This is a genomic window from Stenotrophomonas sp. MH181796 (assembly GCF_009659995.1).
Lineage (GTDB): Bacteria > Pseudomonadota > Gammaproteobacteria > Xanthomonadales > Xanthomonadaceae > Stenotrophomonas > Stenotrophomonas riyadhensis.
Genome location: NZ_RAHU01000007.1, coordinates 229958 through 250669, shown reverse-complemented (window position 1 = coordinate 250669; position 20712 = coordinate 229958). Strand labels below are relative to the sequence as shown.

Annotated in this window: 24 protein-coding genes; 5 read left to right on the top strand and 19 right to left on the bottom strand. The window is 66.5% G+C overall.

Translation table 11 applies throughout. The features are described 5' to 3' along the window. Positions 1 to 2 precede the first annotated feature (2 nt). The 12 genes from D5301_RS18340 to D5301_RS18285 form a co-directional block, all read right to left on the bottom strand. Complete coding sequence (locus tag D5301_RS18340; protein ID WP_239496523.1) at positions 3 to 2405, bottom strand: phage tail tape measure protein; 2403 nt, start codon at positions 2403 to 2405, stop codon at positions 3 to 5. Positions 2406 to 2570: 165 nt separating this feature from the next. Continuing rightward, the gene (locus tag D5301_RS18335; RefSeq protein WP_005412456.1) at positions 2571 to 2861 is read right to left on the bottom strand and encodes a phage tail assembly protein; all 291 of its coding nucleotides are present in this window, start codon (positions 2859 to 2861) and stop codon (positions 2571 to 2573) included. 80 nt (positions 2862 to 2941) lie between these two features. Continuing rightward, on the bottom strand, positions 2942 to 3445 hold the full coding sequence (locus D5301_RS18330) for a phage major tail tube protein (protein ID WP_110711318.1): 504 nt from the start codon (positions 3443 to 3445) through the stop codon (positions 2942 to 2944). Between the two features lie 2 nt (positions 3446 to 3447). Continuing rightward, on the bottom strand, positions 3448 to 4647 hold the full coding sequence (locus D5301_RS18325) for a phage tail sheath C-terminal domain-containing protein (protein WP_110711320.1): 1200 nt from the start codon (positions 4645 to 4647) through the stop codon (positions 3448 to 3450). A gap of 107 nt (positions 4648 to 4754) precedes the next feature. After that, positions 4755 to 5339, bottom strand: coding sequence for a hypothetical protein (locus D5301_RS18320; RefSeq protein ID WP_088024784.1), 585 nt, complete (start codon positions 5337 to 5339; stop codon positions 4755 to 4757). A gap of 4 nt (positions 5340 to 5343) precedes the next feature. Then, a complete protein-coding gene (locus D5301_RS18315) occupies positions 5344 to 6843 on the bottom strand; it encodes a tail fiber protein (protein WP_094002002.1) in 1500 nt (499 codons plus the stop codon). A 7-nt stretch (positions 6844 to 6850) separates the two neighbouring features. Beyond that, entirely contained in the window at positions 6851 to 8152 is a 1302-nt protein-coding gene (locus D5301_RS24510; RefSeq protein WP_153856504.1) for a phage tail protein I, read from the bottom strand. Then, positions 8145 to 9041 (bottom strand): baseplate J/gp47 family protein, encoded by an 897-nt coding sequence (locus tag D5301_RS18305; RefSeq protein ID WP_164161007.1) that lies wholly within the window; start codon positions 9039 to 9041, stop codon positions 8145 to 8147. The genes D5301_RS24510 and D5301_RS18305 overlap by 8 nt, the downstream gene beginning before the upstream one ends. A 2-nt stretch (positions 9042 to 9043) precedes the next feature. After that, positions 9044 to 9382, bottom strand: a complete 339-nt coding sequence (locus D5301_RS18300) for a GPW/gp25 family protein (RefSeq protein WP_005408332.1) — start codon at positions 9380 to 9382, stop codon at positions 9044 to 9046. Positions 9383 to 9434: 52 nt separating this feature from the next. Beyond that, positions 9435 to 10025 (bottom strand): phage baseplate assembly protein V, encoded by a 591-nt coding sequence (locus tag D5301_RS18295; protein WP_153856503.1) that lies wholly within the window; start codon positions 10023 to 10025, stop codon positions 9435 to 9437. Beyond that, on the bottom strand, positions 10022 to 10576 hold the full coding sequence (locus D5301_RS18290) for a hypothetical protein (protein WP_153856502.1): 555 nt from the start codon (positions 10574 to 10576) through the stop codon (positions 10022 to 10024). The genes D5301_RS18295 and D5301_RS18290 overlap by 4 nt, the downstream gene beginning before the upstream one ends. A 117-nt stretch (positions 10577 to 10693) precedes the next feature. After that, on the bottom strand, positions 10694 to 11041 hold the full coding sequence (locus D5301_RS18285; RefSeq protein WP_153856501.1) for a hypothetical protein: 348 nt from the start codon (positions 11039 to 11041) through the stop codon (positions 10694 to 10696). On the opposite strand from D5301_RS18285, the gene D5301_RS18280 reads away from it, so the two are divergent. Continuing rightward, complete coding sequence (locus D5301_RS18280; RefSeq protein ID WP_153856500.1) at positions 11040 to 11240, top strand: hypothetical protein; 201 nt, start codon at positions 11040 to 11042, stop codon at positions 11238 to 11240. The two genes, D5301_RS18285 and D5301_RS18280, sit on opposite strands and share 2 nt — an antisense overlap. Before the next feature lie 80 nt (positions 11241 to 11320). Here the strand turns inward: D5301_RS18280 and D5301_RS18275 are convergent, their stop codons facing one another. The 7 genes from D5301_RS18275 to D5301_RS18245 form a co-directional block, all read right to left on the bottom strand. Continuing rightward, positions 11321 to 11806 (bottom strand): glycoside hydrolase family 104 protein, encoded by a 486-nt coding sequence (locus D5301_RS18275; protein WP_110711330.1) that lies wholly within the window; start codon positions 11804 to 11806, stop codon positions 11321 to 11323. Beyond that, positions 11803 to 12153: a hypothetical protein gene (locus tag D5301_RS18270; RefSeq protein ID WP_110711331.1), complete on the bottom strand. Its 351-nt coding sequence runs from the start codon at positions 12151 to 12153 to the stop codon at positions 11803 to 11805. The genes D5301_RS18275 and D5301_RS18270 overlap by 4 nt, the downstream gene beginning before the upstream one ends. Beyond that, positions 12150 to 12578 (bottom strand): Mor transcription activator family protein, encoded by a 429-nt coding sequence (locus D5301_RS18265; protein ID WP_228756442.1) that lies wholly within the window; start codon positions 12576 to 12578, stop codon positions 12150 to 12152. Before D5301_RS18265 ends, D5301_RS18270 begins: the two co-directional genes overlap by 4 nt. A 356-nt stretch (positions 12579 to 12934) precedes the next feature. Then, positions 12935 to 13318, bottom strand: a complete 384-nt coding sequence (locus tag D5301_RS18260) for a hypothetical protein (protein WP_061479756.1) — start codon at positions 13316 to 13318, stop codon at positions 12935 to 12937. A gap of 154 nt (positions 13319 to 13472) precedes the next feature. Then, positions 13473 to 14102 carry a hypothetical protein gene (locus tag D5301_RS18255; protein WP_153856498.1) on the bottom strand — a complete coding sequence of 210 codons (630 nt, stop codon included), beginning with the start codon at positions 14100 to 14102 and terminating at the stop codon, positions 13473 to 13475. 40 nt (positions 14103 to 14142) lie between these two features. Then, the gene (locus tag D5301_RS18250) at positions 14143 to 14370 is read right to left on the bottom strand and encodes a hypothetical protein (RefSeq protein ID WP_110711338.1); all 228 of its coding nucleotides are present in this window, start codon (positions 14368 to 14370) and stop codon (positions 14143 to 14145) included. A gap of 152 nt (positions 14371 to 14522) precedes the next feature. Beyond that, positions 14523 to 16859, bottom strand: coding sequence for a VapE domain-containing protein (locus D5301_RS18245; RefSeq protein WP_153856497.1), 2337 nt, complete (start codon positions 16857 to 16859; stop codon positions 14523 to 14525). A 488-nt stretch (positions 16860 to 17347) separates the two neighbouring features. Here D5301_RS18245 and D5301_RS18240 point away from each other — a divergent pair, with 488 nt between their 5' ends. From D5301_RS18240 to D5301_RS18225, 4 genes are all read left to right on the top strand, one after another. Next, a complete protein-coding gene (locus tag D5301_RS18240) occupies positions 17348 to 17572 on the top strand; it encodes a hypothetical protein (protein WP_110711342.1) in 225 nt (74 codons plus the stop codon). Between the two features lie 11 nt (positions 17573 to 17583). Then, positions 17584 to 17838: a hypothetical protein gene (locus D5301_RS18235; protein WP_153856496.1), complete on the top strand. Its 255-nt coding sequence runs from the start codon at positions 17584 to 17586 to the stop codon at positions 17836 to 17838. Between the two features lie 210 nt (positions 17839 to 18048). Continuing rightward, the gene (locus tag D5301_RS18230) at positions 18049 to 18435 is read left to right on the top strand and encodes a DUF2946 family protein (protein ID WP_153856590.1); all 387 of its coding nucleotides are present in this window, start codon (positions 18049 to 18051) and stop codon (positions 18433 to 18435) included. A gap of 130 nt (positions 18436 to 18565) precedes the next feature. Then, on the top strand, positions 18566 to 20704 hold the full coding sequence (locus tag D5301_RS18225) for a TonB-dependent receptor (RefSeq protein WP_153856495.1): 2139 nt from the start codon (positions 18566 to 18568) through the stop codon (positions 20702 to 20704). Positions 20705 to 20712: the final 8 nt, after the last annotated feature.

The window sequence follows — 20712 nt, the reverse complement described above, 5'->3', positions numbered from 1 at the left end:
GCTTAGTTCCTGTCTGCCAGGCTGCCACGGGCGGCGAGCGCGTTGCGACGCTGCAGCTCGTCTGCAGTGCGACGTGCCACCGATTCGCTGGATTCACCGGGTTGCTGGTGGATGGTGATGTTGTTGGTCTGTTGCTGCTGCACGGTGGTCGGTGCACGCATCGTGGGCGAGGGCATGTCCGGCGCCCGGCGTCCCTGCGCGCCGCTCAGCTCGGCCATGCGGCGGTTCAGGCCATCGTTGTCGTTGGTGCCGACCGCGTACGCCACGCGTGCCATGTCACCGATGCCACCACCGCCGCGCGCCTTCATGCCGCTGTAGATGTTGGCGGCGCCCACCGCGGTCTGCAGCCCGCCCTCGGCGACCTCCAGCGCTTTGTCCTTGGCAGCCCCTACGCCACCACCAAGCTTGTCCATGAACCAGCCGACGCCTTCGATGACCGGCTTGAGCTTCTCCAGGATGCGGTCGAACGCTGCGGTCGCCTTCTGGCTGATCGACTCCCAGATGTTGCCAAGGGTCTCGTTGATGAAGCCGGCGACGGTGCCGAGCATCTCGCCCAGCCACACCACCGCCCCCACCACGCCGCCGATGACCTGGATCACCAGCCGGAAGTTGGTCAGCAGCGCCTCACCCACCAGCGAGCCGATCTGGGCGACGCGTGACAATTCATTGCCGGTGTACTGCGCCGGTTCCAGCATCTTCGACAGCCAGTCCCAGGCCTGGCCGATCAGCCCGCTCATGACTTCCCAGGCGGGGCGCAGTGGTTCAACCGCGCGCATCAGTTCACCCATCGCCGCGGTGCCTGCACCGCTCAGGCCTTCCCATACGCCGCCCAGGAATGCCTTGATCGGTTCCCAGTACTTGCGCACCAGCAGGGCGCCGGCGGTGATGGCGGCGACCGCAACGGCGATGGGGCCACCGCCGATGGCACCCACGGCAGTGGCGACGATGCGGAAGCCCGATGCCAGGCGCATGGCCATCGGCCCGAAGCGGCCCAGCTGTGCCAGCAGGCTGCCGCCACGGAACAGCTCGAAGGCCTTCTGCACGCCCAGGATCGGGCCCTGCAGGAACGTCCAGGCGTAGCGTGCGCCGAGCACCGCCGTGCGCATGCCCAGCATGCCGACCACGATCTGCGTGGTGTTGGCGATCAGCTTCGGGTTTTCCTGCACGAACGAGGTGACCCCGTTCAGCAGTTCGGTCAGCTTGACCGCGGCCTCGCCCACCGCCGGCAGCAGCGCCGCACCGAACGCCTTGGACAGGTTGTCCACGGCGATCTTCGCGCCTTCGATCTTCTGCGGATCGGTCTGCATCGCATCGGCATAGGCGGCATCGGTGGTACCCGCCGATCCGTTCAGTGCCTTGTCGCGGACGCGGATGTAGGTATCCCAGTTCTCGATCATCGGCTGGACGAAGTCCTTCGCCTGCGCATCGCTGAACAGGGTGCCGATCTTCTTCTGGTCGCCCGCCGTGGCCTTGATGATCCCCTGCATCGCGGCATCGAAGGGATTGCCACCACTCGTCTGTGCCTCGCCGATGATCTTGCGCAGATCCAGGTTCAGGCTCTTCTTGGCCTTCGCCTGCAGGTCCGGGGACAGTACGGCCGACATGAAACTCTTCATGTTGCTGGCGGCCTTGTCGGCACCGCCGGCCGAATCCAGCGTGGCCTCAAGTGCCGCACCCAGCGTGGCGGCCGCTGACGTGCCCTGCAGCTTCATCGCTTCGAACGACGAGCCCAGTGTGGGCAGCACCTCGGCCATGTCCTTCAGGCCCAGGCTGCCCTGCTGGCTGTTCACCACCAGCACGTCCAGCGCGCTCTGCATGCGCGAGGGATCGATGTCGAACGAGCGCTGCAGGCTGGCGGCCGCCTTGGCAACGTCATCGATGCTGGCACCGGTGACGGTGGTGGTCCGTCCAACGGCGCCGAGGCTGGCCTGCGCGGACTGTGCATCCATGCCGGCTGCGACCATCAGCTTGATCGACCGCTGCAGATCGTCGGCGCCCTGGTTGGTTGCGCGCGACTGCTGCAGGATCGCCTGGCCGAGCGCACTCACCTGCGCGCGGCTGAGGTTGGCTGCCACGCCGATCTGCTGGTTCTGGCGGGCGAAGCCGGAGGCGTTCTCGACCGGCTTGGCCAGTGCGGTGACGGCGGTGCCGAGTGTGCCGCGCGCTGCCTTGAACGAGGCGCCGAGTTTCTCGCGCTTCTCCAGGTTGGCAGTGCGCTTGGCTTCGACACGCTCCAGCGCTTCCTGTGAGGCGCGCAGCGCATCGGCCTGCGCGCGCATGCGGGTGTAGGCGGCGCCCGACTTCTTCATCGCGGCGAGCTTGAGCTCCAGCTTGCCGGCTTCATCGCCGAGGCGCTTCACGCCATCATTGGCGAAGGACAATGCGTCCTTCAGCGATTTGGACACCGAGCCGCCGATCGTGATCGTTGTCGTTTGAACGTTATTGGCCATGTACCGGCAACCCCTGAATCCACCAGATGAACTTCGACACCCGCAGCGTCATGATCTCGCGCAGGCCCCAGCCGGTATGACCGGCCAGGGCGAGCACTCCCTGCCTGATCTGCGGCAGGGTCAGGTGGTAAAAAGCGCGACGCCTGCCTGCAGCCGGGCGTAGTCGCGCAGCGGCATCTTGCGCACGTCGTCCGGCGAGATCTCGCACAGGTTGGCGATCATCCGTACCTCGCGCTGTGCATCACTGCCCTTGTCGTCCTGGTAGCGCTCCATGTCTTCCACGGTCGGTTCGCGCATGCGCAGCACGGCGGTTTCCATGCCGTTGACCTGGCGCGGGCGGGTGAGGGTGATCTCGGCAAAGCCATCGCGCTCGATGACGGTGTCGGTGGGGGTCTTGGTCTTGCTGGACATGAAGGCGTTCCTGGAATGCGATGCGGTGCGATGGATGCGGGGGCGCGAGGCGCCCCCGTGTTTCTCGGTGCGGTGCCGGCTCAGATGCCCAGCGCGCCGCGGATGCCGGCCAGCACGTCCACGCCACCCTGGCGCGCGATCATGTTGACCACGTCGATCTCCTGCACGACCTGGGCACCATGGGTCAGCTTGTAGTAGCTCAGCGCCAGGTTGACCTTGATCGTGCCCTTCTCACCAACCTTGGTTTCGCCGCGGTCCAGCAGCTTCACCTTGCCGCGCATGTTGTGCACGACCTGGGTCACCTCGCCGTCGTCGCCTTCCAGCGCCTCGCGGGCGGTGAAGCCGTACTCCTTGCTTTCGATGACGTGGAACTTGCTCATGATCTCCGCGTCGTCGGAGGCGAACTCGACATCGGCGGTGAGCTTTTCATGGCCGAGCACGATCTCGGTCGGGGCGAGCATGCCGCCGGCCTGGAAGTCCTCGGTCTTCAGCGACAGCTTCGGTGCAGTGAAGGACATCACGCTGCCGGCATAGCCCTTGCCGTCGACGTAGAAGTTGAAGTTTTTGCGGATCTTGCGCGCCATGCTTAGAAGATCTCCGAGACGTAGTTGTTGTTCATGTGCATGCGGAAGGTCAGCTGCTCACCCGGGTAGGTCGGGGTGAAGTCGAAGTCCCAGAAGAAGCGGCCCTGGGCCACGCTGTCCGCTGCGTTCAGTTCCGGGTCGATCCAGCAGTTGCCGCCGAGGATTGCGCCCTGGGTCTTCAGGCCGCGCAGGAAGGCGTTGACGCCCTCGCGCACGTCGTCGACGTAGGTCTTGCTGATGCCGCGATCGACGGCCCACAGATGGGCAGCCTCGAGGCTGTCGGCAATGATGTCGGCAGTGCGCACCACGCACAGGAACTGCCACTTCTGGTCGCTGCTGGCGGTACGGTTGCCCCACAGGCGGAAGCCACCTTCGCGGATGATGGTCGCCACATTCGACTGGTTCAGCAGGTTGGCGCGGCTGGTCGCGTCGGACAGGCCGAAGTCGATCGCACGCGCGGTACCGACCACGCCGTTGAGTTCCAGGTTCGACGGCGATGCCCACCAGCCGCGTTCGTTGTCGCTGCGGGCGATGGCGCCGGCCACGGCACCGGAGGCGTAGCGGGTGACGATGGCATCACCGGACTGCACCAGCAGCGCCGGGTCGACCACGTAGACGCGCTTGGAGCCGGTCAGGGCGGTGGTGCTCTTGGCAGCGTCGTCGGTGCTGTTTGGGCCATCCTTGATGATCACCGCGCGCAGCTTGTCGGCGATGCCGAGCAGTTCCGCTACGACCGGGTTGGCCAGCAGTTCGGTGTCGCGCTTTTCGTGGGTGTGGGTGAAGCCCGGCACCGCCAGGATGCGTGGCTTGATGCCCACGACCGACTTTGCCGCCAGCAGTGCATGCACGCCGGTGTAGGCACCGGTCTGCGCGTTCACGCCGCCCAGCACGTTGGCCAGGGTGTCGTTCTCGGTGGCGCCCTTCTCGACGCGGACAACGACGACGACCGCGTTGGACTGGTCGAAGATGGCGTCGAGCTGGCCCGGGAGGGTGCCCTCATCGACTTCGGTGGCGGTGCCGGCGAGCAGTTTGGCTGCCTGCGAACGCGAGGTCACCAGGACCGGGGTGTTGTACGGGAAGGCGATCTTGTCGGCGCGGGGCGCGGTGCCCACGATGCCGATGACGCTGGTCGAGGCAACAGCGATCGAGCGGGAACCACCATCGATGTTGACGACCTGCACGCCATGCAGAAATTCGGCCATGCGTTGTTTTTTCCTTGGTTGGGTGGGTGCTGCGGTCGCGATCTGCGCCGCATGGGTACATGTTCGTATCTGGCCGCGGCTGGATTAATTGCAGCCGTGGCCCGACGTCAGGGTTGCGGCTGCGCGGCCGGGTCGGGTTCGGGTGCAGTGACCATCACCCAGGCGGCACGGGTTTCATCGAAGGTGACCGGGTAGCTGCGATCCGCAGGCGGTGCCAGATCGGTGACCGATGACGGCAGCGCGACCCCACGGGAAACGGGAGTAGCGAAGCTGGCATCGTGCTTGTTCCACAGCGGTCGCGTGCTGTAGTCCGGCAGCAATGTCCATTCGCGGCGGCTGGCATTCCACGCGTTGTATTGCGCGGTGGTGCCATCCAACTTGAATGGCTCGGACAGGGTTACGTCCTTGGGCAACGGCTCGCCCAGCGCAAGGCGATTGGGTATCGCCATCGCGGTGCGTGTGTCCCACAGCATGTGGTTACGGAAATCGGCCACCGTTTCCCAGCGTGAGCCGTCATCGGCCAAGCGCAGTGCCTGGTATTCGCCGGCAGTTTGGCGAGGCGTGACGTCCACGGTGAAGTCGGGCAGGTTCCAGGTACCGTCCGGGGAAGGCTGCAGGCGGACCTTGCCCATGTAGGCGCGGGTATCGGGATCGTAGGAGTGCGCGAAGCGCGGTTCAGTAGGCAAGCTCATGTCCTCAGTACGCGATGCAATAGATCATCCGCAGGCCGGCAGGCAGGTTGCGGTCGCCACCGGTGTTCTCCACCACGATGGTGTGGGTGTGTGCACCGGCATCGGCGGCCGAGGCGGCATGGCCGTGGTCACCGACCTGGGCGATGGAAATGGTGTGCGAGTGGCCGCCGGCGCCGTTCATGCCGATGTTGTGGCCATGTGCGCCTGCGCCGTCGGTGCTGAAGCTATGGGCATGACCGCCGGCGGGTGCTGTGGCGCCGTCCGGATACAGCGCATCGTTGTCGCGTTCGCGATAGACGCCGTAGCCGTTGAGGGCAGGATTGGAGGGAACAACGCCTCCATGCTGGTGGTCGCCGGCCCACGAGGTGCCGCCGGTATGCGCATGGTGGCCCTGCGAGTCGGTCCATGCACCGTGCGCGTGGTCACCGACGGCACTGGCGCTGGCACCGTGGGAGTGCGCGCCGCCTGCGCCCACGGAAATGGCGTGGCTGTGGTTGCCTGCAGTTGCCGCGCTTGCACCGTGGGCATGGCGGATCACTTCACCCTGGGTGAAGCTGCCGACCGCTTCCGGGTTCAGCGTGTGCGTGACCACCGTGCCTTCCTGCATTGCCGGGAGGTTGAAGGTGGTCGCGCCATCACCGGCGCCGTAGCGGGTACCGATGGCGGCGAACAGTGCCGGATAGCTGGCACGCGGAACAGCGGCGCCATTGCACAGCAGCATGCCGTTGGGCGCAGTGGCACCGGCGAACAGAATCACCTGTCCGGGCACGTGCACGCTGGATGGCACGCCGGTCATGTTGCGCCAGTCCAGGTAATGGTTGCCGTGCCTGCCATCGAGCAGATCGGCATCCAGGCCCTTGTCGGCGCCCTCGTCCTTCAACGCTGCCGATTTCAGCCCCAGGGCGGAACGGAACGCGGCATCGGTTGCGATCGACAGCAGCGTGCGCACGAACTGGGTGGGGGCGCTGGCACCAAAGCGCTTGTCGATGAAGGCACGCAGGCCGCGCGGTGTCACCGCACGCTGGGTGTCTGCACCATCTTCGGTCTCCGTCGTAGTGGCCAACTCGACCACGCCCTGCACTTCGGTGGTGGAAGGGGGATAGATGAATTCGGCATTGCCGAATTCGATCAGCGCGGTATCGACTTCACTGAAGCGGGTATCGGTGGAGAGCAGCAGCATCGAGGCTGCGGTCTTCTCCATGATGGGATCGGTCTGGCCGAAGGTTGCAAACAACGTGCCGTCGCCCAGGTACAGGCCGAAGCCGCGCAGGCTGTAGGCGGTAGCGCTGTCGTCGCGGATCGTGACGTGCAGCGTGTCATCTCCCACGGCCTTGCCGCCGAAAGTGGTGACCCGCTTGATCTCGCCGGGCAGGGCGGTCAGCCCCGCCGTCGGCGTGAATGCCGTGGACGTCAGGCCGATCTCGGTGATCAGCACGGCATTGGTGCCGGTGTTGGGTGGATTGACCAGCTTGGCAAAGCCGGCGTCGGTGATTTTCAAGCGCATGCGGGGTTTACTCTCCGATCAGTTGGATGCGGCGGAAGGTGGTGCCCTGGGCACCGACAAGTGCACCGATACCGGCGCTGGCCTGCATGCCCTGGGTGAAGGTGAAGTGCGATCGCACCGGCTTGGTCCGGCTGATCTCGCCGATCACGTCGTCGACGAACTTGGCGGTGGCGGTCTCGCCGCCCTGGTTGGCGATGGTCATCACCGCTTCGAAGGTGTGCGGTGCGCCTTGCGGCTGCATCTCCCACCATTCGCGGATCAGGATCGAGCCACCAAAAGCGGCGACCACGTCGCGCACGCTGCCCCAGGTACCCTTGCGGCGCTGGATGGCGATCGCGGTACGCACGCGCGCACGCTTCACCGTCTCCGGCCAGTAGGCCTTCCATTCGTCCACGGACAAGGCCCAGGCCAGCCAGGGCAGCAGGGTGGCCGGACAGCGGTCGGCGTCCCACAGCGCGGTGATGTCCACCGGCAATGGGCGGGTGACCGCAGCGCGGGCCAGGGCCCGCTCCGCGTGGGTGGCGTTGGGCGGCAGCAGGTTGGCCGTGGTCGGTACCCTGACCAACGCATCGCCGTCGATGATCGAGCCGGGAGCGGGTGCCTGGCTGAGCGTGATCACGTTGTTGAGCACGCTGTAATCAATCACGCCCACAGGCTGGGGCATGGTGCGGATGTAGCTGGTTGCTTCGCGGCCTTCCTCCACCTGCACGCCCCAGAGATGGATGCGGCTGTCCGGCCTCAGGCCGGTGTTTCCGGCTGCCCGTCGATCCAGCACGATACTCACGCCCCGGCGGGCGTCATCTGCGGTTGCGGCATAGGTGTAGCTGTAGCGCTTCCACTCGGTACCCACCTGCAGACGTGTCCTGCCTGCGCCGGTGGTGCGCATGCCGAGGTCGATGGCACATGGCTCGGTTGCGCGCAGCCAGATGCTGACGGTACGCACGGCACCATCGGGAAAGGCGCTTCCATCCTCGTCCACCAGACCGGTGAAGTTCTGATTCGGTCCCCCGATCGCATCGGAGACAGGAAAGGAGCAGGCACTGGAACTGCCATCTGGAGCGGGGTGATTGAACGACAGGTTCGCTGGCTTGGTGTAGAAGCCCTTCCACCAGGTGTTACTGAACGCTGCCGAGAAGCGCTGCAGGTTGCGCCGCAGCGTATCCGACAGCTTCAGCCGCCCCTGCCAATCGGTGCGGTACACCCCCTGCAGGGTGGACAGTGCGCCACCCGGATGGCGGAACTGCAGGTTGTGGCCATCGACCGCGCCGCGCAGGCGCGCATTGATCAGGCGAGTGGTGGAGTCACTCATCGTTGCCGCCATGGGTCAGGGTCACGGCAGTGCAGTAGGTGGCCTGTGTACGGTCGACCACCACGTCCGCTGCCGGGCTGGAAATCTCCACGCGCTGCACACCCTCGGCATGCAGTGCGGCGAACAGGCCCGAGCGGGTGACATCGCGGCCGAGCCGATGCGATTCGGCGATGTAGCGGTCCAGGCGTGTGCGCGCTTCCGCCAGCACGACCTGCGAGTCTGGACCGGCAAAGGTAAACAGCGTGGCGCTGACCGAGAAGTTGACGATTGCCGCGGTACGCACCAGGACATGATCGGTCAGCGGTCGCACATCATCCGCGCTCAGTTTTGCTTCTACGACGTCGAGCAGGCCCTGGGTGGCGGTTCCATCCGCCTCGCGCGACAGCACCGACACCACCACTTCGCCCGGTGCGGGGCTGGTGGCACTCGCATCCAGTACCCGCGAGTCGGCGCTCAGCGCATGGAATACATAGGCACCTTCCGGCCCTGCCACGCTGAATCCTTCCGGGCCCAGCTGGATGCGGCGGCGGAAGTCCTCATCGCTTTCATATCGAGGAGGAATGCCCTGCTGCGGCTTGCCCGGGTCGAGTACCTGACGGACGATGCCGAAGATCGCGGCCAGCTGGTCGAGGTCGCTGCCAACCGCATAGGCCAACATCACGCCACGCGCGGCATCATTGACACGCTGGCGATCGAGCAGGCGCAGGTAGGTGCAGACCTCCAGGATCTTGAAGGCCGGGTCCGACGGCAGCAGCGCGTCGAAGGTGGGATCCAGGGCCTGCAGCGCGGTCAGCGATTCATCGAACATGGCTTCGAAATCGAGCACTTCGATGACCGCCGGGGCAGGCAGCTGGGACAGATTGACACTGGTGAACGAGCCGGATGCCACGGTTAGCGAACCTCGATTCCTTCGATGGTGATGGCCTCGCCGTCCGGCAGGTGGATCCCGGTCACTGCCAGGATCATCACGCCGGGGGCGGGGAGGGAGACGTCGACGTTCTCGACGTGGAGACGCGGTTCCCATCGCGCGAGCGCGTCGACGGTGGCCGCGATCAGGTCCATGCGCAGCGAGCGGTTGGTCGGCGCATCGATCAGTTCGAACACGCGCGAGCCGTATTCGCGGCGCAGTACGCGGGAGCCAAGGGGCGTGGTGAGAATGTCACGCACGGACTGGTGCAGATGGGCGAGCCCATCCAGTGATTTGCCGGTGTTGGCGTCGATTCCTCGCATGGCCTCTATCGTCGTGGAGTGCGGGTTTTCAGGGCATTGCAGGCGTGGCCGCTCAGGCCTGGGCCGGCGTGGTCGGGGCGGTTGGGCCCTGTGCGGTGTGCGTGTGTGCCTTCAGGCCGATGGCACCGGCCTTGATCTCGCCGGGTGTGCTGATGTCCTTGCCGGCGCTGATCGCACCGGTGACATCCAGGTTGCCGGTCGCCTTGATCGACGGCGTATCGAGCACGATCGATTCGCTGGCGATCACCTGCGCATTCGCGCAGGTGACGATGACCTTGCCGCTGCCGACATGGACGTTGAGCGTGGTGGTTTCCTGGTCGTACTCGACGCTGCTGCCGTCGGCGAACGCGGTGCGTTGCCGCAGGCGCGAGTTGGCCGGCGGCGGAAAGCGGTCCTGGTACAGGCTGCCGAGTACCAGCGCCTGGCCGGGGTCGCCATAGGGGCACGCCAGCACGACCTGCTCGCCGGGTTCGGGTGCGCACCAGCTGCGTACGCCCGGTCCCGCCCGGCGTTCCAGCCAGGGAATCCAGTCGGTGAGCATGCCATCGGCATCCACGCGCACGCGGCTGCCCGCTTCGTCCAGCTCGCGCACCACGCCGATCATCAGCAGGTTGCCGATCAAGCGTGCGTGTTCGGCGCTCATGGCGCGCGCTCCGGCAGCGGCTGGTAGCGTGCCTCATGGGCACGGCCGATCTCTGGCGCGAAGCTGTAGGACGCTTGCGGCACCACGCCTCCCACCTCTTCCCAGGCGTTGTCGCCCAGCGCGACCGGCAGTGACCATTCGACGACCCAGCTGCGCAGGCCGGCCTGTGCGGTTGCGGCGTCTTCGGGCAGGGCGGCGATCACGTCGATTGCGCCGCTGCAGGCACCATGGAAGCGGCCGAGCTGGTGCAGCCAGGTGGCCAGTGCAATGGCGGCATTGCGTAGTTGCAGCGCGCCAGCGGTACTGCCCGCTGCTACGACGACGCGTGCTTCGAAACGCAGTACGGCCTGCAGCAGACCAGTGCCGTCGTTGCCTTCGCGGGCGCGGTCACAGCGGGTCATTTCCAGCAGGCAGGCCGGCGTGGGCATGCCTTCGGTGCCGGCGTCGCGATAGAACTGGACGGTTGCGAAGTCCGGAAAGCGTGCGCGGATGGCGCTTTCGATGGCGCCGTGGAGCGTGTCGAGTGTCGGAGAGGGGGAGTCAGTCGCCATGTCAGCTCATGCGGTGAATGAAGAATGGGTGTGGCCCGTGTGGCGCACGCGGTCGGCAGCCAGTGTTGCCATCACCGGAAGGGCGCGGCATTGCAGGCGTGGCCGCCCGCACCGGAATCAGAAGGCAGGCGTTGCGTCGTGGCGGTTGCCGGTGGCGATCTCACAACCCGGAGGTGTCACCGGTGCCGAGCCGTTGAGGGTGATGCCGCGTTGGCTGCCGAGGCTGCACAGCAGCGCGCGCAGCTGGTCGGCCAGCGCGTGGTACTGCTGTGCGACTGCAACGTGATTGCGCAGCAGTGCATCATCAGTAGCTGCCTGCAGGTCTGGCAGCTCGTCCGGCGCACGCAACTGCGCCGGTGCGATGCTGAGATCAACGAGGCAGGGCGCGGCCGGCGTTGGCTTCGCGCCAGATGCGCACGAACTCAGCATCAGCGTCGCCGCGATCACGGCCAGGCGTCTTGGCATGGGTCTCGATGTCCTGTTGCAGGGTGTTGAACTGCCGGGTGCGCTGGGCCTGCGTGGCCAAGCGCTGCGATTCGGCCCGAGCACCGGCGCGGGCGTTGGCGAGGTCCCGCTGATGGGCGGCCTGCGCCGTATCAGCGCGCGATGCCTGCTGTGCGGCCTGGGCGCTGGTAACGGCAAGGTCTGCGCTGCGGTCCCGTAGCGTCCACCCCAGCCAGGCGCAGCCTGCGTGACTTCCGGCTAGGACCAGCAGGCCGATTCGGAACCGCAGGGCGAGGGGCGTCACTGCAGGGCTCCGCCGGCGGCCCGGTAGGCCGCGCGCAGTGTTTCCAGTGCGTGCTCCTTCTGCCCGTAGCCGGCGCCTGGCAGCGACGCCCAGATGCGCCGTGCCGCGGTGACGGCGGCATCGAAGCGTCCCAGCCGGATCAGCTCGTAGGCACCGCACTGTTTCAGCAGGGCGACTGCTGCACGGTCCTGCGAGACCGGGCCGAAATCGGGCAGGCCGAGTCGCGCGCGCAGGTCGTCCCAGGTGCTGCGCAGAAACTGGTAGCGGCCGGCGGCGCTGGATTTGATGCCATAGCGTGGCAGCGACACCAGCACGCGGGGATGGTCGCGGTAGTCGTTGAACAGCTGGCCTCCGACGATCACGTCGTAGCCACGGTCACGCGACCGCTGGCTGGGGATGTCGGTGCCTTCGGACACGGCCAGCATGTCGAGGAATGCGGCGACATTGGCGCCGCCGAGGGCGCTGGCTGCGGCGGCGGTCATGCGGCGGCTCCCGGCTGCTTGCGCACCAGCGCGAGCAGCGCGTCTATCTGCACGCTCTGCTGGGCAACCTGCGCACGCAGGGCGCTGACTTCGCCGCGCAGCTGCCCGATTTCCTGTGCCATTGCCTCGCGTTCGTGCATCAGGCCGTCGGCGCGGGTGCGCTCGGCGGCGAGCTGTTCCTGCAGGGTGCGCAGGGTATTGCTGGTGGCTTCGTCGGCGGTACGGTCGACCTTGGCCGACGACAGCCATTGACGCAGCCACAGCGATACCGCGATCAGCACGCCCGAGGTTCCCCCCAGGTACTTGGCCCAGTCCGGTACACCGGCCAGCAGGTCGCTTTCGTTCATGCGCGCGCGTACCCCTTGAGCAGGGCCGGATGAACCGCCGGCGGTGGTGCGGAGCGGGCTCCGCGCAGGGCGCGCTTGATGGTGGTCTGCGAGACGCCGAACTCACGTGCCACGTGTTCGCGCGGCATGCCACTGGCGATGGCATGCGCGATCCGCTCGCGACGTTCGTGCGCGCCGGCGGCGAAGCAGGACGCCAGGAACAGCAGTTCGCCACCGAAGTGCGTGACCAGCCGCTGGGCAACGTCGTGGCCGAGGATGTCGATCAGGCGATGCTGGTCGGGCAGGGTGGAGGGAACGTAGACGATGACGCGATGGCGGCCGGTGGTGCTGGAGGTGGTCGGCGGCCATGCGCGTACCAGCGTGAGGGCTGCGGATTCGCCGATGACCTCGGCCAGGGTCTGGATGCTGTCGGGCAGGGCGTTCATGAAAGGTGTCGTCAGTGGCATTGATCTCCACTGTTGCCATCCCGTCCCTTCGGTCAACACCTTTCATCTACTTTCGGTTGTGTGTGCTGAAGACATTCATCGGCGCCGCGAGGACGGGTGAGGAGTGCTGCAGGGCGCGGTGTGATGCCTTGCAACCGCTGGCTGTTGCCACCGATGTTTTCCCCTCCTTTCGTACTCGTGGTCCTCACAAGGCGGAAGGAAGAGCAGATCAAGGAGATGCGGCAGGTACAGGGTGAGGACGACGCCCCGTGGGCCGTCCTCATGCAGGCGAGCGGGCCCTGAAACGAAAAAGCCCCGGACGATGCCGGGGCTTCAGGACTGCAGGTGGGGCTGGATCAAAGGTCGAACACCAGGTTGCCGCCGGTCTTGCGCGGGATGTAGCCCGCGTCGCGCAGCCAGCGGGCGGCATTGACCTGGTCCATGCGCTTGACCGGGAAGCGGTTGGCGAACATCAGGAAACGCGCCACGGTGATCGACTCGCCCTTGCCCTTCAAGGCAGCGAGGGTTTCGGTGAACCACGGCGCGGGCGGCTGCTGGCTGCCGGGGCGTGCGGCGGTCCGTGCCTGCCTGGCGCTGCCGGCGTCGCTCTGGGCGTTGGCCTGCGAGCACAGCGAGATGAAGATCGCGTCCAGGCTCACGGTGTCCTTGCCGCCCTTGGGCTGGGACTTGAACAACTCGATGGCCTTCAGGCGCGTCGACGTGAACTGTTCGACCTCCATGGCATTTCCTCTTTGCGAACGGGGTTGGGGATGCAGGGTGACGACAGGTGTCGTCGGTGATGGGGGACGACCTTACATCATTTTCGCCGACGATGGGTCGGAACCTGCGGGCGGGACAGGGCACGCGGCAGGGCAACACGGCCTTGCACAAGGCTCAGATCACGCCGCGCGACAGCAGCTGATCCAGTGTCCTGCGTACCAGGTCGGCCTGGGTACCGTCGTTGTTCACCTCGATGTCGACCAGGTCATCAGGCAGTGGCTGCTCGCTGTCATGGCCGCCATGGCCGGGACGGCTGACGCGGATCACGACACCGCCGCGGCGGCGGATCGCGTGGGCTTCATTGGCGAAGCGGACGTCGGGTACCAGTCCGCCCGCAGGCAGGCGGGCAAACAGCGAGCGTACCCACAGCTCGGGATGGACGCGATCACGCCCCCATTCGGTACCAGCGGTCTGCATCAGGTGGCGTGGAGTGAATTCGGCCAGCCAGTCGATGGCTTCCTCCTTGCGGCCGTCCAGTTCACGCAGGGACAGCCCAAGAAGAGAGGCGACAAACTGTCGAAGCGGGGCGGCGAAGCTGTCGCAGGGCAGCACCAGCGCCGAGGCCAGCCCGTTGGCGAGGGTGTCCTTGCCCGCACGCTTGCCGCCGGCGATGCCGATGTAGAGCGGAGGACGCGCCTGCCGCGCCGCCCGCAGCGCGATGCTGCCCAGAGCGGGGCTGGCGCGGAACGCAGCCAGCGTGTCGGCAATCATGCGATGGCCGCTGTCGAGGGAGGCGGGAATCATGCGGAATCTACTCCTGGAGGAATTCGGCAGTGCGGGCGGGTCAGGAATCGCGACCGGCCGTGCTGCGCGCGCGCAGGATGCGCTGGGTGATGCGGCCACCGCGCGCAGCCGCTGCGATCGGGTCGAAGCACAACATGGCGGAACGTGTACGGCGGCCAGCTGCGAGGTGATCGCGGATGGTGCGTTCCGAAAGCACCGGCACCCGCTGGTGGATCTGCTGCACGGTCAGCTGCTCATCTTCAAAAGTGTGCAGTCGGGGACGGGGCATGGCGGAAGCGCTCCTGGAAGGCGGCGGGGCCGATACAGGCATCTTGCCTTTGTGGATCGCCCCAGTCAACACCTTTCATCTACTATCATCCTGATCGAGGGCAAGGCGTCAGCTGTCGCGCTCGATCCGTGCACGCTCACGGGCAGGTGGCATCAGAACGGACCCGCCGAGTGCCCAGGGAGGCTGAGCTTTCGCGGTGGCATCAACCAGACCTTGGCCCGCTCCTTGCCGACCACCTTCGTGCGCACATCATGTCGCTTGACCACATAGGCGGCGGCCTCGTTGACCTCGCGGCGGTTCGGCTTGTCGATGCCCACCGCGATGACGATCTCGGTGGCACGGTACTGTGCGCTCCACTGTGCGGCGGGGATGGACCAGTCGAAGTGGCGGTCGATCAGCTCGGCGATCGGCGAGATCGGTTCGTGCTCGCTGTTGGTGGCGTTCAGCGCATCCAGTTCCTCGCTGGACAGATGCCAGGTCTCGCCGTCGCAGTAGAGCGCATGGGCCTCGGCCCACACCTGCTGCATGTCGATCCGTGCCGGTTCGCCCAGGCCCACGGCATGTATGGTCCACCAGCGGGTGTTGCCGGTGGCGTCGCGCAGGAAGCGCTCGTCATTGACACTGGCGAACAGGATGGTGCGTCGCGCATAGCGGGATTCCGTGCGCGCATACGGGCGGCGGATCTCATCGTGGCTGCGCGAGATGAACGACTTCAGCGCAGCGATGTCGGTGCGACGGAACGTGGCGTCGACTTCGCCCAGTTCCACGATCCACTTGGAGATGACCTGTTTGACGCTGTCCTTGTTGGCTGGATCGAGCACTACGCCATCGGCGATCAACTGCAGCTCGGCCGGTGCCAGCTGCCGTGCCCAGCGCGTCTTGCCCAGGTTCTGCTTCGAAACGAAGGTCAGTACACCACGCGCCACCACGCCGTCCGGCTCAAACGCCGCGGCCACGCCGGAGATCAGCCAGCGCCGCATCAGCACTTCCTTCAGGATGCGGCCGTCGGCCATGCGTGTGGGTTGGGCTTCCTGCACGGTGTCGAAGAACGCCTGCAGGCGGGACTGGCCATCCCAGGGCCGTGAGCTGATCCAGCTGGCGACAGGATTGTACGGATTGGCCTCGGCGACCTGGCACAGGTTGGTCTCGAAGCTGGCGATGGCCATGCCGGCGCGGTGCATGCAGTCCATCACTTCGCCGGCGGCCACCTCCTTGGCGTTGTCGACCGTGCTCTGCAGCCCCGGGACCAGGATCTCCAGATCCTTGCGGATGACGTTGTAGCGCACGGTGACGCCGGTGCGCCGGCACAGCTCGGCCAGATTGCGCGCGGTCGGCAACGGCCGGCCACGCGCGCTGGTATCGGGAAACGGGGTAAAGGCATCGAATGCGGACAGGTTGCCGGGTACCTGGTAGCGCGCGTTGGACGGCGATGGCGCCTCCTCTTCCCCAGTGCCTGCTTCGGTTGTGGCAGGCGGCAGAGGGAACAGTTGGGTGCGTACTGCCTCCAGTCCTTCGCGCAGGTGCAGATCGTTGAAGTCGGTCGGGCGGTCATCGTCGCCGTGCAGCGTGGTGAACTCGGGCCACACCACGCGTGCGTCGATCTCCGCGGCGGTGCGCGTGGCGTGGGTGACACCGGGATTGTCCAGCGGCTGCCGGGTCCATTGGTCGTTGTCGGCACAGATGACGAAGGAGCCATCGGGAGCCGCGCTGCGCCAGGCACGGGCGACCGCCGCGAGGTTGCCAGCGTCCCATGCCACCACCACGCAGCCGCCCGTGGCCTGGTGGATCGATGCCGCCGTGGCATAGCCCTCGGCGATGGCGATCGGCTCGCCAGGAAGCGCCTTGCCGATGACGTGGAAGCAGCCCTGCTTGCGGCCTCCGCAGAGAAAGTCCTTGTCGCGGCCGAGTGCCGGGTCCGTGCGCGGAAAGATCGCCTGCAGCGAGACGATCCGGCCCGCGGCGTTCATCACCGGCACCAGCAGGGCATTGTCGATGTAGCGGAAGACCAGGCCGTCGCTGTTGCGCACGGGCCATGCCGCTACACGCAGCCCATGTGCGTGGATGCCCTTGCGTACCAGGTAGGGATGGTGCGCGTCTGCAGGAAGGGCACGGTTCCACAACACGTTGGCGGCCTTGGCTGCAGCCTCCTCACGTTCGCGCTGCTGCCGTTCCCGTTCGGCACGGGCGGCTTCCTGGCGTTGCCGGATCGCGCGCTGTTCGGCGGCGTTCAGCGTGGTTTCCGACTTCGCACACCAGGCATGGCGGCTGCCGGTGCGCCAGCTGCCGAACTCACCGGCCGGCACGTGGTCTCCGAACAGTACGGCCCAGCCATTGCGGGTGCCACGGCGGTCGCCTTCCACATGGAAGCGCACCAGCGTGCCATCGGCGTTGAGTGCGTCGCGGCCGCGCGCATCCGGCACGATGCCGTGCGCGTGCATGGCCTGCAGGAACGCGGGAACGATGTCCTGCGCTGGGTGCGGTGTGTGCATTCGACGGGGCCCCTTGGAACGTGGATCGGTCCACAGCAGCCGATGGTGGCCAATGCGCTGTGCAATGCCTGCCGGATGCAGGCCACGCGGCGGCGGACCGACGCGGCGTGGTCAGGATGAGGTGGATGGTGATGACCTGATCATGGTGTCGGAAAGGGCTTTCTTTTGCAACACCTTCCAGCACCTTGCATCCCCGGTGCCCGATGAGGGCGATCCGTCTGCGATGGATCTGCGATGGCCTTCGCAGATCGTCGCCTGCGCGACGTTGCGTCGCAGTTGGCGAGAACCGTTTTCCCGATGATGCGATCACCGTCAGAGACGGCCCTTCGTTTCAATCCACCGCCCCTCGGGGCACCCATGCACAAGGAGCCTGCATGCCTGAAATCCATTGCAACTGCGAGCGCCGATCCGATGCCGAGCCCGCGTCGTCCACTGTCGTGGCGGCGTTCTCAATCGGTGCGACCACCCCCCGATAAAATACAGCTGGCATGACGGACACCATCGACGAAGCGCAGGAACTGGAAGCGCGCCATCTGCAACGCGCATTGGCCCGGCACGCAACGCGGGCCAGCAGCGTTGCGCCTCTCATACCCATTGGGGAATGCCACAACCCGGACTGCAGCGAAGACTTCGACAACCATCCGGCCAGGCTGTTCTGTGGGCCTGCCTGTGCCGAGCGTTTCGAAGCCATCCATCAACACCGCAACGCATAGGAACAGGGGACATGTCTCTGAACAGCAACGACGCTGGCTTCACCGAACGCATCGCCGGATTGTCGGCCGAGCTTGCCGTGCTGGTGGGCCTGGTGGAGAACCACATCCATCTGCAGTTGGCCGACCTGGCCGATTCGGGTGACGTGGATGCGCAGGAGCGATTCGCGGTGGCCGATCCGGAGCGCTGGTTGGAGAACGCCCGCAACAGCCTGCAGGCGGGCGTCATGTTCCTGGAGCGTGCGGTGCAGCAGCCCGTGCGGTTCTAGCACTACGACGCGGGGACGGAAGGGGCCGTACGGTCGCCTTCCGTCCCCCTCGGGAGCAGGGCAACCGCGTGCATCAGACGCTGCGTCATAACGTCGCACCACCTTTCCGGAAACCCTGAACGGGGTCCAAGGTTGGTCAGGGCCCCGTAGAATGGCGGCGTGCGCCGTTCTGTCCTCCACCGCCGGTTCCAGGCCCTGGCATGGCTCGCCATGCTGCTGGTGCTGCTCGCCCCGCTGGTGAGCCGCTGGCTGGCGCATGGGCACGTGGCTGCTGCAGTGCCCGTGGCGGCGATGGACCATGCCACCCACACCCAGCACGCGATGGAAGGCCATCACGACCACCACGCGATGGCGATGCCGCATGGCGAGGCCGCAAAGACGCCGCCCGCTGATCCACATGCCGATCATGAAATGGGCGTGGACTGCGACTACTGCCTGATCGCTGCACGACTGATCACGCTGTTGGTGGCGGCAGTACTGCTGTTGGTACCGACGGCACCGGTGTGCCGCGCGCTGCGCGGTGCGGTGCGGGCGCTGCCGCATCGGATCAGCGGCACATTGGGAGCGCGTGGGCCGCCGGCCTTCATGGCTGCCTGAGCCGCACGCGCGTTGCATTGAACGTTTTTCCATGAGGTTGCCGGCCACGGCCGGCGCCCGCACGCGCGTGTTTGTCCCTTTCTGATTGCTGCCCTGCCATTGCGGGGTGGCCTTGCATGCCGTGAAAAAAATGAAAACGAACCCCAGCTCCGCGCGCCTGCGCAGGGCGGCGCTGCCTGTCCTGTGCGCGTTGCTCCTGCACACCGCCCCCGTACTTGCCGCCGATGCGGCCCCACCGACCACGCTGGATACCGTGCGGGTAATCGATACCCGCAGTGGTGAGCTGTCGTCCACCGCCAACGCCGGTTCCGCGCTGGGCCTGAGCGTGCTGCAGACACCGGCCAGCCTGACCGTCATTTCGCGCGAACAACTGGAGCAGCGCGGCGACAGCAACCTCAACGATGCGATCAGCCGGGCGGGTGCGATCAGTGCGATGCCGCATCCGGGCAATGGGCTGAGTGCGCTGTCCAGCCGCGGCTTCACCGACGGCGCTTCGGTGATGCGGCTGTACGACGGGCTGCGCCAGTACGGCGGCGTGGGCATCACGTTCCCGTTCGATACCTGGTCGATCGAGCGCATCGAAGTGTTGCGCGGACCGGCGTCGGTGATCCATGGCGACGGTGCGATCGGCGGCGTGATCAACATCGTGCCGAAGAAGCCCACGCGCGGTGCGATCGAGAACGAGATCAGCGTGACCGTGGGCAGCGAGGACACCGCGCGCCTGGGCTTCGGCAGCGGCGGCGCGCTGACGCCCGAGCTGGCCTACCGGCTGGATATGAGCGGCAACTACAGCGGTGGCTGGGTCGATCGCGGGCGTAACAGTGACGCGACGTTCTCCGGCGCGCTGCTGTGGCAGCCGCGCGCGGACCTGCAGCTGACCCTCACCCATGCGCAGGGCTACCAGCAACCGATGCGTTACTTCGGCACGCCGCTGGTCGAGGGCCGCCAGCTGGAGGCGCTGCGCCAACGGAACTACAACGTGGAAGACAGCCAGATCCGCTATCGCGACCGCTGGACCCAGCTCGATGCGCTGTGGACGCCGAACGCAAACGTCGAATGGCGCACGCGTCTCTACCAGATCGACAGCCAGCGCGATTGGCGCAATGCAGAGGCCTATGTCTACAACCCCGCCACCGGCCTGATCGATCGCTCCGGCAACACCGAGATCACCCACAACCAGGACCAGACCGGACTGACCTCGACGCTGCGCGTGCAGGGGACCGCAGGTGGCCTGCAGAACAGCTTCGCGGTGGGCCTGGATGCCAACCGCGCGCACTTCAAGCACACCAACAACACCTATGCCGGCAGCTCGGGTCCGGTGGATCCGTTCGACCCGGTGCCGGGCCAGTTCGCCAGCGAAGCGCCGAACCTGCCGCGCTACCGTAATCGCGCCGAGCAGTACGCGCTGTTCGTGGAAGACCGCTTGGCGCTGAGCGAGCGCTGGTCGGTGCTGGGTGGGCTGCGCCACGACCGCGCGCGCATCGACCGTACCGATCTGATCAGCGGCCAGAACGCGTTCTCGAAGACCTACCGCAGCACCGGCTGGCGTGCAGGCACGGTGTTCGCGTTGCAGCCGACGCTGAGCCTGTATGCACAGTACTCGCAGGCAGCAGACCCGGTCAGTGGCCTGCTGATGATCAGCCCGGCCAACGGCGCCTTCGACCTGGCCAAGGGCCGGCAGATCGAGGTGGGCCTGAAGCAGGCGTTCGATGGTGGCGAGTGGACGCTGGCGGCGTACCGCATCCGCAAGACCGGATTGCTCAGCCGCGATCCCGTGCAGCCGGACCGCCGCGTGCAGGTGGGCGCGCAGACCTCACGCGGTATCGAGGCGTCGTTGAACTGGAACGTCGCGCCGCACTGGACGCTGGATGCCAACGCCACGGTGCTGAAGGCCGAGTTCGAGGACTTCCTGGAGACCACCGGTTCGCCGCCGATGCTGGTGTCGCGCGATGGCAACGTGCCGCCGAACGTGGCCGAACGCCTGGCCAATGTGTGGTTGAGCTGGCAGTTCGCACCGGACTGGAGCGCGGCGGGTGGCGTGCGTTATGTCGGCAAGCGCTACGCCGACAACGGCAACACGTTGGAGCTGCCCGGCTACAGCACCACCGACCTCGCGCTGACCTGGCAGGCGGCACCGCGTACGCGACTGTCTGCACGCCTGTTCAACGTATTCGACAAGGCGTACTACGCCACCGCGTACTACACCAGCACGCAGTGGCTGCTGGGCGCGGACCGTCGCGTCGAGTTCACCGTCGACCATCGCTTCTGAGGACGCGC

What these genes read in the sequence shown, in the direction of transcription:
- D5301_RS18315 (WP_094002002.1), bottom strand. Translation starts at nt 6,843, where the DNA reads ATGCGCTTGAAAATCACCGACGCCGGCTTTGCCAAGCTGGTCAATCCA.
- D5301_RS18320 (WP_088024784.1), bottom strand. Translation starts at nt 5,339, where the DNA reads ATGAGCTTGCCTACTGAACCGCGCTTCGCGCACTCCTACGATCCCGAT.
- D5301_RS18230 (WP_153856590.1), top strand. Translation starts at nt 18,049, where the DNA reads ATGCTGCTGGTGCTGCTCGCCCCGCTGGTGAGCCGCTGGCTGGCGCAT.
- D5301_RS18265 (WP_228756442.1), bottom strand. Translation starts at nt 12,578, where the DNA reads ATGAACGCCCTGCCCGACAGCATCCAGACCCTGGCCGAGGTCATCGGC.
- D5301_RS18285 (WP_153856501.1), bottom strand. Translation starts at nt 11,041, where the DNA reads ATGCCAAGACGCCTGGCCGTGATCGCGGCGACGCTGATGCTGAGTTCG.
- D5301_RS18300 (WP_005408332.1), bottom strand. Translation starts at nt 9,382, where the DNA reads ATGCGAGGAATCGACGCCAACACCGGCAAATCACTGGATGGGCTCGCC.
- D5301_RS18295 (WP_153856503.1), bottom strand. Translation starts at nt 10,025, where the DNA reads ATGAGCGCCGAACACGCACGCTTGATCGGCAACCTGCTGATGATCGGC.
- D5301_RS18240 (WP_110711342.1), top strand. Translation starts at nt 17,348, where the DNA reads ATGACGGACACCATCGACGAAGCGCAGGAACTGGAAGCGCGCCATCTG.
- D5301_RS24510 (WP_153856504.1), bottom strand. Translation starts at nt 8,152, where the DNA reads ATGAGTGACTCCACCACTCGCCTGATCAATGCGCGCCTGCGCGGCGCG.
- D5301_RS18250 (WP_110711338.1), bottom strand. Translation starts at nt 14,370, where the DNA reads ATGCCCCGTCCCCGACTGCACACTTTTGAAGATGAGCAGCTGACCGTG.
- D5301_RS18260 (WP_061479756.1), bottom strand. Translation starts at nt 13,318, where the DNA reads ATGGAGGTCGAACAGTTCACGTCGACGCGCCTGAAGGCCATCGAGTTG.
- D5301_RS18330 (WP_110711318.1), bottom strand. Translation starts at nt 3,445, where the DNA reads ATGGCGCGCAAGATCCGCAAAAACTTCAACTTCTACGTCGACGGCAAG.
- D5301_RS18325 (WP_110711320.1), bottom strand. Translation starts at nt 4,647, where the DNA reads ATGGCCGAATTTCTGCATGGCGTGCAGGTCGTCAACATCGATGGTGGT.
- D5301_RS18275 (WP_110711330.1), bottom strand. Translation starts at nt 11,806, where the DNA reads ATGACCGCCGCCGCAGCCAGCGCCCTCGGCGGCGCCAATGTCGCCGCA.
- D5301_RS18270 (WP_110711331.1), bottom strand. Translation starts at nt 12,153, where the DNA reads ATGAACGAAAGCGACCTGCTGGCCGGTGTACCGGACTGGGCCAAGTAC.
- D5301_RS18235 (WP_153856496.1), top strand. Translation starts at nt 17,584, where the DNA reads ATGTCTCTGAACAGCAACGACGCTGGCTTCACCGAACGCATCGCCGGA.
- D5301_RS18335 (WP_005412456.1), bottom strand. Translation starts at nt 2,861, where the DNA reads ATGTCCAGCAAGACCAAGACCCCCACCGACACCGTCATCGAGCGCGAT.
- D5301_RS18255 (WP_153856498.1), bottom strand. Translation starts at nt 14,102, where the DNA reads ATGATTCCCGCCTCCCTCGACAGCGGCCATCGCATGATTGCCGACACG.
- D5301_RS18245 (WP_153856497.1), bottom strand. Translation starts at nt 16,859, where the DNA reads ATGCACACACCGCACCCAGCGCAGGACATCGTTCCCGCGTTCCTGCAG.
- D5301_RS18225 (WP_153856495.1), top strand. Translation starts at nt 18,566, where the DNA reads ATGAAAACGAACCCCAGCTCCGCGCGCCTGCGCAGGGCGGCGCTGCCT.
- D5301_RS18280 (WP_153856500.1), top strand. Translation starts at nt 11,040, where the DNA reads ATGGGTCTCGATGTCCTGTTGCAGGGTGTTGAACTGCCGGGTGCGCTG.
- D5301_RS18290 (WP_153856502.1), bottom strand. Translation starts at nt 10,576, where the DNA reads ATGGCGACTGACTCCCCCTCTCCGACACTCGACACGCTCCACGGCGCC.